At 43.6% G+C, this 13010-nt stretch carries 15 protein-coding genes; 5 read left to right on the top strand and 10 right to left on the bottom strand.

Features of this window, described 5'->3' with window-relative positions:
- The first annotated feature begins 99 nt into the window (after positions 1-99).
- A complete protein-coding gene (locus GC102_RS12220; protein ID WP_171689784.1) occupies positions 100-708 on the top strand; it encodes an SET domain-containing protein in 609 nt (202 codons plus the stop codon).
- On the opposite strand, the gene GC102_RS12215 is transcribed toward GC102_RS12220, so the two are convergent.
- Positions 672-2813, bottom strand: a complete 2142-nt coding sequence (locus GC102_RS12215) for an ATP-binding cassette domain-containing protein (protein ID WP_171689783.1) — start codon at positions 2811-2813, stop codon at positions 672-674. The genes GC102_RS12220 and GC102_RS12215 overlap by 37 nt on opposite strands.
- 163 nt (positions 2814-2976) lie before the next feature.
- Here GC102_RS12215 and GC102_RS12210 point away from each other — a divergent pair, with 163 nt between their 5' ends.
- Positions 2977-3690, top strand: coding sequence for an ABC transporter ATP-binding protein (locus tag GC102_RS12210; protein ID WP_171689782.1), 714 nt, complete (start codon positions 2977-2979; stop codon positions 3688-3690).
- A 14-nt stretch (positions 3691-3704) separates the two neighbouring features.
- On the top strand, positions 3705-4925 hold the full coding sequence (locus GC102_RS12205) for an ABC transporter permease (protein ID WP_171689781.1): 1221 nt from the start codon (positions 3705-3707) through the stop codon (positions 4923-4925).
- Between the two features lie 81 nt (positions 4926-5006).
- Here GC102_RS12205 and GC102_RS12200 read toward each other — a convergent pair whose 3' ends face one another.
- Together GC102_RS12200 and GC102_RS12195 are read right to left on the bottom strand one after the other, a co-directional pair.
- Complete coding sequence (locus tag GC102_RS12200) at positions 5007-6485, bottom strand: S8 family serine peptidase (RefSeq protein WP_171689780.1); 1479 nt, start codon at positions 6483-6485, stop codon at positions 5007-5009.
- A 155-nt stretch (positions 6486-6640) separates the two neighbouring features.
- Positions 6641-7756, bottom strand: a complete 1116-nt coding sequence (locus GC102_RS12195) for a sensor histidine kinase (protein ID WP_171689779.1) — start codon at positions 7754-7756, stop codon at positions 6641-6643.
- Positions 7757-7968: 212 nt separating this feature from the next.
- On the opposite strand from GC102_RS12195, the gene GC102_RS12190 reads away from it, so the two are divergent.
- Positions 7969-8418 carry a MarR family winged helix-turn-helix transcriptional regulator gene (locus tag GC102_RS12190; protein WP_171689778.1) on the top strand — a complete coding sequence of 150 codons (450 nt, stop codon included), beginning with the start codon at positions 7969-7971 and terminating at the stop codon, positions 8416-8418.
- 44 nt (positions 8419-8462) lie between these two features.
- Positions 8463-9239, top strand: coding sequence for a pirin family protein (locus GC102_RS12185; protein WP_171689777.1), 777 nt, complete (start codon positions 8463-8465; stop codon positions 9237-9239).
- On the opposite strand, the gene sigZ is transcribed toward GC102_RS12185, so the two are convergent.
- The 7 genes from sigZ to GC102_RS12150 all read right to left on the bottom strand — a co-directional run bounded on the left by sigZ (position 9135) and on the right by GC102_RS12150 (position 12804).
- Positions 9135-9887, bottom strand: coding sequence for an RNA polymerase sigma factor SigZ (gene sigZ / locus GC102_RS12180; RefSeq protein ID WP_246320880.1), 753 nt, complete (start codon positions 9885-9887; stop codon positions 9135-9137). The two genes, GC102_RS12185 and sigZ, sit on opposite strands and share 105 nt — an antisense overlap.
- 140 nt (positions 9888-10027) lie before the next feature.
- Positions 10028-10420, bottom strand: coding sequence for a protein-tyrosine phosphatase family protein (locus tag GC102_RS12175; protein ID WP_246320879.1), 393 nt, complete (start codon positions 10418-10420; stop codon positions 10028-10030).
- 57 nt (positions 10421-10477) lie between these two features.
- Complete coding sequence (locus GC102_RS12170; RefSeq protein ID WP_171689776.1) at positions 10478-10954, bottom strand: ArsI/CadI family heavy metal resistance metalloenzyme; 477 nt, start codon at positions 10952-10954, stop codon at positions 10478-10480.
- Position 10955: 1 nt separating this feature from the next.
- Complete coding sequence (gene arsC, locus GC102_RS12165) at positions 10956-11378, bottom strand: arsenate reductase (thioredoxin) (protein WP_171689775.1); 423 nt, start codon at positions 11376-11378, stop codon at positions 10956-10958.
- Between the two features lie 14 nt (positions 11379-11392).
- Positions 11393-12034, bottom strand: coding sequence for an MIP/aquaporin family protein (locus GC102_RS12160; protein WP_171689774.1), 642 nt, complete (start codon positions 12032-12034; stop codon positions 11393-11395).
- Positions 12035-12046: 12 nt separating this feature from the next.
- Positions 12047-12370, bottom strand: a complete 324-nt coding sequence (locus GC102_RS12155; protein ID WP_029198553.1) for an ArsR/SmtB family transcription factor — start codon at positions 12368-12370, stop codon at positions 12047-12049.
- Between the two features lie 11 nt (positions 12371-12381).
- Entirely contained in the window at positions 12382-12804 is a 423-nt protein-coding gene (locus GC102_RS12150; RefSeq protein ID WP_171689773.1) for an arsenate reductase ArsC, read from the bottom strand.
- Positions 12805-13010 lie beyond the last annotated feature (206 nt).

The following is a 13010-nucleotide window of genomic DNA, read 5'->3' as shown; positions in this document are numbered from 1 at the left end:
AATCATGAATTACTTGGGAAAAGAAGGAATTGACGTGTTAATCGATAATATAATATAAAAAGACAAATACCGCCCATTTTCGACAAGGAGTGTACAAACATGATGCATCCGCATACGGAACTGCGATACATTGATGACAAGATCGGTTTCGGGGTTTTCGCTACCAGGCTCATTCCCAAAGGGACGATTACTTGGGCGCTTGATGATTTGGATCAAATTCTGGAGCCGGAAGCGGTACAGACGCTCGAGGAAGATAGGAAGAAGCTAGTTCTAAAGTACTCCTACCGCAATCAGGACGGGAAGTACATTCTTTGTTGGGATAATGGTCGCTACGTGAATCACAGCTTCCATGCTAACTGTATTGGAACGGCGTACGAGATTGAAATCGCGGTCCGTGACATTCATCCTGGGGAGCAATTAACGGATGATTACGGCTCGCTGAATGTGGATGAACCCTTTGAATGCTTCCCGGAGGAAGGGACCGACCGAACGCGAGTGATGCCCGGCGATTTGCAACACTACGCTGATGTCTGGGATGCTCAGGCGTTAGACGCTTTCCAGCACTATTATGAGGTCGTACAGCCACTGGCGCATCTCATAAGGCCGGAATTTCAAGATAAAGTAGAAATCGCTGCGAAAGAGCAGCGATTGGTGGATTCCATTCGAGCCATTCATTTTGACCGTGATTCCAAGAATGTTGTCAAATGAGGAGCACGCTTCATTAAGTCTTGGAAAAATTCACGCTGCAGCGTGATAAAGACGACGGGTGTTAGTGTGTGAATTGTAGCAGTACGGGGAATGTTGCGAAGTAACGCCACTTCCCCAAAGAAATCGCCGTCGGACAGGACGGCAAGCCGATCATTGGTTCCGGTGCTGTTCTTTTTCAACACTTCGACCTTGCCCCTCACAATAATGTAAAACTTATCCCCCAGATCCCCTTCGTGGATGATCGTTCGCTCTTTGGCATAGGATTCCGTAACGAAAAAGTGGGATATATCTCGTAATAGCGATTCATCCATTTCTGAAAAAATCGGAAACAGCTTCAGCCGCCCCGAACTAACCTCCACGTGATAGCCGTCCTCGCTAATGTCGAAGCCAGTCTGCTTCGTCCACGATTGCTTATAACGTCCTTCCGGCAGCTTGAGTAATTCCTGATGACTGCCTTGCTCGGCAATTTCGCCTTGATTCAGCACATAGATACAATCGGCATGCTCGGCCGATGCGAGACGGTGGGTCACGGATATGACGGTTCTAGCAGCCGTTATTTGTTGTAACGTCTTGTTGATCGCCGCCTCTGTGGACGGGTCAAGCGCCGAGGTCGCTTCATCCAGGATAAGAATGGCCGGGCCCCGAATGATGGCACGGGCGATCGCGACGCGCTGCCGCTGACCGCCGGATAGTCGTCCACCACGCTCGCCGACATCTGTATCGTACCCATCTGGAAGGCTCACGATGAAATCGTGAATTTCGGCTAAGCGTGCTGCCTCCATCACTTCCTCGTCACTAGCTTCGGGCTTGCCGAGGCGTATATTTTCACGTATGGAGGATCGGAAGAGGAAGCTTTCTTGAAACACGATGCCGATTTGAGAACGGAGCGATGGCAGCGCAATTTGACGGATGTCGGTTCCATCGTAGCGCACGGAGCCCATCTGCGGATCATAGAAGCGCATCAGCAAGTTAATGATCGTGCTTTTGCCGGAGCCGCTGGCTCCAACAAATGCAGCAAAGGTGCCTTTGGGAATCGTCAGGCTGATGCCGTTCAAACTGCGCTGCTCCGGGCTATAAGCGAACGTGACGTTGCGAAATTCAATGTCGCGTTCAAAATGCGGCAGATGATCGGCTTGTTCGTTGCTGGGAACGCTCGGCTGCTCATCGAGCAGCTCACGGACCCGCTGCATACCGGATGTCGCCTCGATAAATTGAGGGGCAAGCCAGGTTATCGCCGCAACCAAGTAGCTCAGGCTCAGTAGAATCGCGCTGAAGGCGAGCAGCGAACCGATAGAGAGGATGCCATAGTAAGCAAGCACCGATCCCACGCAAATCGTCATCAAGTTCAAAATCATCGTGCCCAAATTGGTCGTACGGTCGATCAGGAAATTTAAAAAGCTGGATCGGGTTGATAACTTCCCGTATTGCAACATACGGTCGGCAAAGCGTCCAATCATTAACGGCTGAAGCCCGAACGCTTTAATGACCGGTTGAGCACTCACATTTTCCTGTACGGTTGTGGCAATACTGGCCTGCTCTTCTTTTAACTGATAACTGGCATCATAAGCCTTCTGACCGAATAATTTCGGACCGATCAAACAGAGCGGCAGTCCAATCACCGCAAGCAGCGCAAGCTGCCATTGCAGGACGAATAGCACCGCTACATTCAAAATAAGCCCTAGTATAGATAAAAGCGCGTAGGGGATCAGCTTAATAAACGTATCGATGGAAATGAGATCATTATTGAACCTAGAAACGATGTCGCCACCGCCCATTCGATGGAAGAAGTCGGTAGAAAGGCTCTGCAGCTTCTCAAAAAGCTGCTTATAGTAATTCGTCACGATGCGGGAGCCGAGACTTGCGAACATGCGATCGCGGTACATACCCACCACGACGGATGCTAGAGCGCCTGAAACCATCAATGAAAGAATAAGTAGAAGCAGGTTATACTGCTGCGGAACGATGGCCAAATCAATAATGAATTTGTAGCTGAGCGGCATGAACGTTTCGAAGGCCAGCTCTACAAGGAGAGCGGCAAGCAGAAGTGTAGTCTGCAGTTTGTACTGAAGGAAAGAGAAACAGAGCAGACGGACAAAGGAAAACATAATAACCTCCCAGGACTAAAGAACCATTTCCTTTATTTTAACATCAGGTTTGGATTTGGTGTATAGCCCCGACATTCATATTCCGTAAATCAATCCAATATATGATATTGGAAATGTGTAGATCCGTGATATATGATGGGGATAGAAGGGATCGTGACCGAGAATGTCAGAAGAACGATTAGCTGTATTAGAAGTACATATCGATCAGGCTGGTTATGATGAGGTGCCAGATATTGTTAAAAATGTTCACTTTGATGTTCGACAAGGTGAACTGGTGGGTCTATTAGGCCCAAATGGAGCTGGGAAGAGCACGACAATTAAGAGCATCCTTGGTTTATTGAAGGATTTTAAGGGTAAAATCTCCTTTATGGGTGAACGAAAAACCTATGGTTACATTCCGGAGCATCCGATTCTGTATGATGAGTTGACGTTGTGGGAGCATATGGAATTTGCAGCTTCTGTCTACGATCTGGATCGAACGGTTTTCCTAGAGCGTGCAGATGATCTCTTGCATCGGTTCCGACTATTGGATGAAAAGCATCAACTGCCTGGGAAATTTTCCAAAGGGATGCAGCAGAAAATTATGCTAATCCTCGGCTTTTTGAATAAACCAGATGTGTATATTGTAGACGAGCCTTTCATAGGATTGGACCCGAAAGCGATTAAAGATTTCTTAGGGATGTTGGATGAGGAACGCAAACGCGGTGCAGGTATTTTGATGAGTACCCATGTGTTAGATACAGCAGAACGAATTTGTAGTTCGTTTGTACTTCTTTCAGGTGGCAGATTGGTAGCAAATGGAACACTGCAGGATATTAGGCAGCAATGCGGCATGCCTGAAGCGCCATTGTTCGACTGCTTCCATTCCTTACTATGAAGGGGGACAATGGGTTGAAGAGCAGCTTTCAGGTTTTCACACGAAGAGTGCGTTCGGATTGGCATTTCCAGTATCGGGCTTTGCGAATGGCTGTGGATTGGGTTATTGCGATTTATTTTGTCATTCCACTGATGATTGTGGCTGGTTATCAATATTACTCTTGGTGGGCGACTCAGCCTTCTTGGTTTAGTTGGATATCGATGTTTTTAGTTACCATGGTCTTCTATGTATTCTCTTGGCTTGGAACCATTCGATACTTTGTTGAGGAGGGGGATCAACTTTTCCTCCGTCAGAACCAAAAATGGTTTCGGCATCTCATGCTGCTCGGCTATAGATACTCTCTTGTGCTGCAGGGAATCACGACGTTAATATTGATGCTCGTATTTCTTCCTTTATTAGTTCAATCGTATTCCTATAGCGTGTTACAAGTTATTTGTTTATGGCTGCTTACCTATTTGCTGAAAATTAACTTAGGTTTGCTTCGCCAATTGCTTGCACTTCGTTTATATGGCATTGTGCTATGGTTGTTGCGGATTGTGGTTTTTGGAGGTCTATTCTTCTTGTATCAAGTGTTAGTTACGAAGGTTAGTCATAACTCTTACTATAGTTGGACGGCTATTCTTCTTTTACTAGTGCTGGTTGTTTTCTTAAGCAGAATACGGCTGGAAGAGAAAGGGGCTTTCTTCGCTGATATCGCCAGAGAAAGAGATGCACGGATGCGTATTGTCTCTCTGATGTTAATTCGTGTTATCGAGCGGAAAAGGAAACCGACACGGAAGTATCCCCTTTTATTCGGGAAATCGCAGCGCTTGTTCAAAGGGAAAGGTGCCAGCAACGGAATCGCTGATTTATTAACGAAATCCTTTTTTAGAAATGGTACACAGTGGAAGCAAACGATACAGTTCGTCGCTGTGATCAGTGGAGCTATGTTTATTTTGCCGGGCGCCCTTAAAATTACAGTCTGGATCGTTGCTGCATGCCTATTGGTATTTTGGAGAAAATCATTTTGTAAAGATGAATTAACAGCTCCGTTTTTGACTCTTTTTCCAATACAGGACACAGCTAAACATCAAGCTCTCCAAACTGCAATTCCTATCCTTGTGATGCCGGCGTTGATCTTAATCAGCCTATGCATGGGGATCTCTTTCTTCACCTGGTGGGGACCTGTACTGATGGTCGGTGCCGCAATTCCGTTAGCTTATGGGACTTCTTCTGTATTTACAAGTTGGTATTGAGTAGGGAGTTATACTTAAGGTATGAATGAGATCAAACAAGCCCAGTGCCGTTTTTGGCACTGGGCTTGTTTGATCATGAACTTATTTGACTAGAGCATTGAAAACATTCGCTTCACCTGCGCCGTATAAAGCATCATTGCCGGTTTGGCCGTAATCGTTTGCTGTTTTTTCAATTAACGCAGCTACTTGAGCAGGCTTCAGCTCCGGATGAGCCGCTTTAATGACGCCTGCAATACCAGCCACTTTCGGAGCTGCCATGGATGTACCGTGGAGCAGCGCGTAGCTATGCAGGTTAGAAGTGAAGTACGAAGGCAAATAAGTAGGCCATGTGCTTAGCGCGCGATAATGGAAATCCCGTTGGTTCAAATCCAGAGTTGCAGCATATACGGGCCCGTTGTCGCCGCCTGGTGCGGCTACATCGATTTGATTTAACCCATAATTGGAGTAAAATGCGATACTGTTCGTCGACCACTTGTTCGAGGATGAAACATTGATGACACCATTGATTTGGCCAGGTGTTTCTGTTGTTTTCCCTTTAAATACGACGCCAGGGGAACCGTAGGTAGCGTTTAGATAAGCGGTCATCGCTTTGTTATCGCGTAGGTTGAGGCCTTCATTACCAGCTGCCGTTACCACCGTTACATTATGGTTCACAGCATATTGAATGGCACGTTTCCAAAGCAAAATGTCAGCAACATCCGAATATTTGGTTCCATCTACATAATACTTTTGGGAGTCAAATCCGCCGATCGACATGTTAATGACGTCAACCTTATCGTTCGCCGCCTGAATGATAGCAGCTACAATCCAGGCCGTAGGCGCACCTTGTCCGCCGGGGAATACGCGGTAGGAGCGAATGCCAAGATTTGGGCCGACCCCTCTTACTTTACCGTTCCCGGCAATCGATCCAGCCACATGCGTTCCGTGTCCTTCGCGGTCCAGTAGATCGTTAGGATCACCGGTTTCGCTGGTATCTGTTCCTGCGGGTACAAAGTTCATGCCTCCGAGGAAATTAGCTTTTAAGTCGGGATGATTGGCATCAATACCGCTATCGATAACGCCAACAACGGCCTTATGTGTGCCGCCTGTGCCGCCGGTTTCAATCGCAAACGAAGCTCCGTCATTCGTCACTTTCTTAATGTCCCACTGATAATCCCAGTAGCTGCTCGTTGCTTCCGGCTGGGGAATATCTGTAACTGGTTGACCGTCAGCTGCGGAGGGATCTACGGTACCATCGCTTAGCTTATGTACCATCTGAACGTTGGCAGCAGCGATATCTTTGAATGCCTGCAGCTTGGTCATAAATTCGGTGCTGGACGAACGTACCTCCAATCCTCCAATCTCAGGAATGGCCCGAACAACTTGCCCGCCTGCCGCTTGAATCATTGCAGCATAACCAGTCGGAAGCTGGTTCGAGAATGCGATTACATAGGTTTTGGCTGAAACTGTTGTTCCACCTGTGCTGCTCTTCGATGAAGCCATTGCAGATATGCCGCCACCCATTACTGTTGAGACAGCCAAGATGCTGGATACGACCAGGGTTGTCCACTTACGCTTCATAATAGCCCTCCTTCAATTTAAGAGAAATTGCCGTTCTAATAAATTGTAAGTGAAAGAATACATGAATAACATGGGTTGGTCGAACCAAATGTGATGTCGATTCCATTCTTTTTTTGACGAATGGTCAATTTAATCTATATTAGCAAAAGTCGATCTCACCTTTGTTTGAAACTTAAGCGAAATGACGTTTCATTCGGACTAGAATCAAACGTGACGTCTCCATTATTTTTGGTCATAATTTGCTTACATATGGCTAGTCCAAGACCGGTGCCATCTTTTTTGTTTGTCACAAAAGGAATGAATAGGGAGTCTTTTATCTCAGGGGGGATTTCAGGTCCATTGTTGGAAATGATAATTAAGAATTCATCTTCTTCCAGCCTGGAAGCGATCATTAAACTTTTCTCGCCTTCCTTTTCTGACAAAGCGTCTAAGCTATTATTCAGAATATTTGAAAGAACCTGTTGAATGGCAATTTTTTGAACCTCGAGCTTAATGTCTTCCCCTTGCTGAAAAATTAACTCAATATTATCGTTTACCAATCTAGGCGAAATCAATGCTAGGACGTTGTCGATGATAGATGTAGAAGACACCTCATCAAATCTTTCCTCGATGGTATCCTTTTTTGAAAAACTGAGGAATCCTGCGATCTGCATTTGAATGCTCAGAAGTTCACTTTCAATCGTATCCAGATAGGAGTTGATTTTTTGGTAATTCTGAATCGATATTTGGTTGCGTAAGATTTTTAAAAAACCAAGTATGGCTGTCAGTGGATTTCTGATTTCATGCGCCATGCTTGCCGCCATCTTCCCGATAATCGTCAGGCGAGCTTCATGCAGCTCCGTGATCGTCTTTTCTTGCCCCGACAGCAGCTCTTTGGTAACGGTATTGTATTGATGGAGAAAATGTCTTTCATATAAGCTGACCCGAGCAATGATTTTCCTAGTCAGACTCATGGGAATCGTTTTTCCTCTAGGGTTTTCTTGAATGAACCATAATATGGCATCAATCCACAGTTGACCGCTATGCACAACATGGCTAATTGAAACATTTCTCATCAAAAACAGCTTTTGGGACTCAGGGATCGCTAGGAAGGTAGAATGCTCTGCCGCGGGAATATGAAGGTCTGACATGAATTTATAGAAGACATCCGCATCTTTTTTCAGAACTTTTCTGTTATATTCAGGATAACTATGAATGAACTCACGAATCCACTTCGCAATAATCTGATTTTTATATTTTTTTATGATCATCAGGTGCTTCTCATCATTCATCTCGTTTGCTCCCTAAAGAAGTTATTCTTTATTAGGGTTCGACGAAATTGGAACAGTTCCTGTTCCTTCGTGTTTATTTTAGTTGGGAAGCACACCGGTGAGGAACGTGCTAAGTATTTTCCTCATACATGTTGACAATAATAGGTTCAAGGTATATATTTATCTTAAATTAAAGATATTTTAATCAAAGATATTTTCGGGAGGTGATTTTTATGCCTATTCCATTAGATGATGCTCACGAGACTTCCCTTAAGCTGTTTGTTGTTCTTTCCAAGGCTTACAAAGCGATCACGGAGCAAGCTATAAAGGATGCGAAACAATACGGTTTGTCACCTTCAGAATTTATGATTCTTGAAGTGTTATATGCGAAGGGGAAAATTCCTCTGCAGCAAATTGGAGAGAAAATATTAATTACAAGCGGCAGTATCACTTACAATATCGACAAATTGGAAAAAAAAGATCTTCTAAGACGCGTGCCTTCACATGAAGACCGTAGGGTGATCTATGCTGAAATTACGGACGCTGGAAATGAATTGTTTAATCGGATCTTTCCCGAACATGCCGCTAAAATCCATTCTTTAATGAAGGCTGTTACGCAAGAGGAGCAGCAAGTGGCGATTGAACTGCTCAAGAAATTGGGAAAAGGAGTGCTGGAGGGGTAGGCTGGACGCATGAGATAAAATTAAAATTTAGGAGGTTGTTCAATATGCAAGCACGAGTGTACACACCTGCCATGCAGGGAATTGGTGAATTTGACGGTGGGAAAATCAAAGAACAAAAGCCGATTGGCTTTCCAGGTGAAGGATCGGTTATCAAGCGAGTGGGCCCCTTATTTTATTGGGCATGGGCCACTTCAAGTGCCGAAGCCATGATCGGCCTGCATCCTCATCAAGGCTTTGAGATTATGACTTATGTGGTAAAAGGCAGTGCCTTTCACGGGGATACCTTGGGTACTGACAGCACAGTGGGTGCAGGCGGGGCGCAGGTCATGCAAACAGGCTCTGGTGTTAGTCATCAAGAAAAAATAAGTGCCGATGCGGAGCTTTTTCAAATTTGGTTTGAACCTGAATTGACGGAAGCGGTTCGGAGAAAGCCAACCTATCGCCAGTATGAGCATGAAGAATTTCCACAAGTAAGCCATGCAGCAGGGTATAAAGTGAAAACGGTAATTGGTACAGATGCTCCCGTACAATTGGTTACTGATATTGAAATGTGGGATGTTGAAATAAATAGCGGCGCCCATTATCAACATAAGATTGATGCCGGTTATTCATTAACGGCTTTAGTCATACGCGGGCAGGGAACATGGGGTGAGTCAGGTACATCGAAGCAACCTGTACAGTTCCATCATAAAGATTTCATCCTTGCTGCTACTGAATCAGAGACAGAGGTAGCAATTACGAACTCGGACGAAGAGATAATGCGGCTGATTCTCATCAAGGTTCCAACGACGGTTCCTTATCCACTCTATCGTAAAAGATAATTGTGGGTTCCGTTTTACGTCAAATGTCCTGGGCAACAGCCAACGGCTATGAATATCATGCTGTCTTGATCGCGGCAGCCATTGGCAATCGGATGTGCTACATTTTGTTTTGTTATTATTTCGAGAAGTGTAATCAATGATATTACCTAACCGGTCAAATTCAAAATTACAACAATTAAGCAAGAGCTCTTTTAACTTCTCCCTGCCGCGCTGCACTCTAGATTTTGCCCCGGAAAAAGAAATACCTAGTTGCTCACTTAGTTGTTTTTGAGTGTAGTCGCCTAACTCGGTTAGTTCAAGGGCATGCTTATAATTATCTGAGAGCTGCCCCACCATTGGTCTGATACAAGAGGCTATTTCCTTAATAGCCTCATTTAGATCCTCAGTTTCCACTAAAGGTACATCTATTGGTAATTCAACCTTCGGTTGGAATTGCTCTCTTCTGTAATAATCAATGATGCTATTTCGCGTAATTTGATAGATCCAAGATTGCAGTTTCTGATCGTCCTTTAGAGTATCTAAATTAGCGTGTATTTTCATAAAAACATTCTGTAAAATGTCATCAGCATCGTGCTCACTTTTTACCCGTTTAATAATGAAATTCCGCAAAGGACTGTAAAATGATCTCCATACTTCCTCGGTGTTCATACTCTTCCCTCCAGAATTGTTTTATTACAGAGACGTACGAATTTGCAAATGGATGCACTTTCTCGAGAAATTTTTATGTTCTTTAAAATATTATAGGCCCCCTAGCAAAATTATTTGCCGGGGGGCCAAATCAATTTAGATCATTTGTTAAATAATTTCTCTAATGCCTCACGCTGGGGTTGCTTAATACTAACAACAGGGCGAATGCTTTGCGCTAATTTCTCAGCTTCTTCGATAGTTTGGCTCTTACCTAAGGCTAACAACGTGCCAATGGCCACGGCGCCAGTGCGACCTTTTCCACCACCGCAATGGAACCCAACCTTTTTACCGTCTTTATAAGCCTCTACAACGTGATTAATGGCTTGTTGGAATAGTTGGTCCTGTGGTCCCTCTGCATTATCTCCTAGGGGGACTCGGAGCCATTCTACGTTGCCTGCAGGATAGGCACACTCGGTAGCTTCTCCACGCAAATCAACTATTAGTTCAACGCCTTCATTAATAACCATATCCTCGACGTCAGAAGCTCCGCCCAAATAAATTTTATCTTCGACTAATGCCTGATAGTTTTTTCTGCATAATGAACGAACTCCTTATTTTTTCTTAAAAGATGTGAATTCAATCGTTACAGGTGCGGAGGGCGCGGATGGAGGAGCGCAACATAAAGACATATCCTGCAAATCTCCAGCAGATTCAAATTCAGAATCTTCTTTTGTGTAGAATATTTCCCATGCGTTTCCATCTGGGTCATAAACCCATACTTTATCTTGAACCGCATAACAGCAAGTCGTATTCATTTCATCGATGAGAAGAAGCCCGCTTTGTCTCAAACGCTCACCCATAGCCAGAACCTCTTCGGTGTTATCCACTTGAAATCCCAAATGATTGAGGACGCCTTTTTTCTCAAAAGGGCGTACATTTAAAGAGAAGTGAAGGGATGGATTGTCTAACTCGAATTTAGCGTAATTGTCTTTTACTTTAGAAGGTTCCGCACCAAAGAAAGCTCGATAAAAATCAAGCGACTTTTGAAGGTCTGAACAGTTAATCGCAACGTGCATTCTTTTGATCATATTACTTGCCTTCCTTCAAGAATTGCTCAATCCGGCTCTTAATGGAATCACGTACTTCACTGAATTTAGCTGTAATTTCTTCTTCTGTTCCGGTTGCTTTTGCAGGGTCATCAAATCCCCAATGCCATCTTTCAGCCTTATCGTTACGTACAACAGGGCAGTGTTCGTCAGCATGACCGCACAACGTAATAATGTAATCAGCGCGGCCTAAAATCTCAGTGTCAATCACGTCAGATGTATTGTTCGAGATATCGATTCTTGCTTCTTTCATTGTTGCAACAGCACGTGGATTCAAACCGTGTGCTTCTAGTCCTGCACTTTTAACTTCATATTTGTCACTACCTAGTGCTTTTAAAAATCCGTCTGCGATTTGGCTACGACAAGAGTTACCTGTGCAAAGAAAATATACTAATTTTTTGTCCATATTCGAACATCTCCTTATTCCTGTATTGTTTTATAAACTAGTGAAGCAAAGACAGCTCCAAGAACTGTTGCAACTAGGTATAACCATAAGTGTTGTGTTGCACCTGAAACTATAGCGGGTCCAAGGGAACGTGCTGGGTTCATGGAAGCTCCGCAAATCGGACCTGCAAACATAGCCATTAGACCAACGGTACCTCCAATAGCAACACCAGCAAATTCTTTAATTGCTTTACCATGTACAGCAGAACCCAAAATAACCATCATTAGAACAAAGGTTAAAATGAATTCCAGAATGAAGGATTGCCCTTCCGAAAAGCTGGGAAGAGTTGCCCCCAAGTTGGCGACATTGCCAAAAAGAAGCAACGTTGTAAAACTTGCAAAAAGCGCCCCTGCAAATTGTATGACAATATAAAAGATGCTGTCTCGCAAAGAGATATCTCCTCTAACCAAAAAGCCAATAGTGACAGCAGGATTAAAATGAGCGCCTGAAATATGTCCAAACGTATAAATCAGAGCCATAACGACAAGTCCAAAAGTAATTGCGACACCAACATGGGAGATGCTTTTCGTGATATCGTCAATAACCATCGCTCCTGGACCTGCAAAAATTAAAAAATAAGTACCAATAAACTCAGCAATCAACTTCTTTTTTAACATTCAATTATCCCCTTAATCACAGCAATTTGAATCTTCACAGGTTAGCTTCTCTACTTTATCTTTTTGGGAAGGGAGGTACTTGAATAATTCGGTTAGGAAAGGCTTATCTTGGGTAGCAAGTGAATAGTACACCCACTGACCTTTTTTTGTTTCTTTAACGAGACCGCCATCTTTTAATTTGCGCATATGCTGGCTAATATTTGGCTGACTGGTCTGCAATATTTCTACAAATTCGCATACACATAGGTCTCTTTCTTGTAGCAATAGAAGGATAGATAGTCTGCATTTATCACCAACTAATTTTAAAGTATCGACCATATTTTCAATTTCAATCATCATTAGCCTCCTTACAATGTTACATTCATGCCTTTTAGCAGATCGATAACTTTTTTCTCAATTTCATCCCTTGTTTTGTGCAGTTCTTCAATGTCTCCATCACTATGTACTAAAGGATCTAGGATATTCCATTGTACATTCGTGATCCCAAAAGGAACAACAGGACAACGTTCAATTAAATTCTCGCACAATTTAACAATGACATTGGAGGCTAAAAAGGTCTTCATATCAATCTTTTTGGAAGCATGATCTGAGATATCAATGCCGACTTCTTTCATAACCGCTATAGTCAGGGGATGTATTTCACTCGCTTCTAGTCCAGCACTTTCAGCAATGACATTCTCTTTCCCGTAATGTTTGGCGAATGCTTCAGCAATTTGACTTCTACAGCGGTTTTGAATGCACAAGAAGTAAATACGTACAGGTTTCTTCACGATAATCAACCCCTTCCATTTGTTTATTATTATATAATTATTTGATTATATAGATAAAGTTAAGAATTTGTAAAGAATATAGAAATCTATGCATCGAAGCGCAGGAAGCCCCAAAAAATGTTCTGTTCATTCCATGAAATTCACTTGCATAACGAATACGTGTTCGGTATATAATATTTAATACGAATACATGTTCGCATATGGTG

It is taken from the genome of Paenibacillus germinis (assembly GCF_013141785.1).
GTDB lineage: Bacteria > Bacillota > Bacilli > Paenibacillales > NBRC-103111 > Paenibacillus_E > Paenibacillus_E phytorum.
The sequence above is the reverse complement of the archived record's forward strand: the minus strand, read 5'-3'. Positions and strand labels throughout refer to the sequence as shown.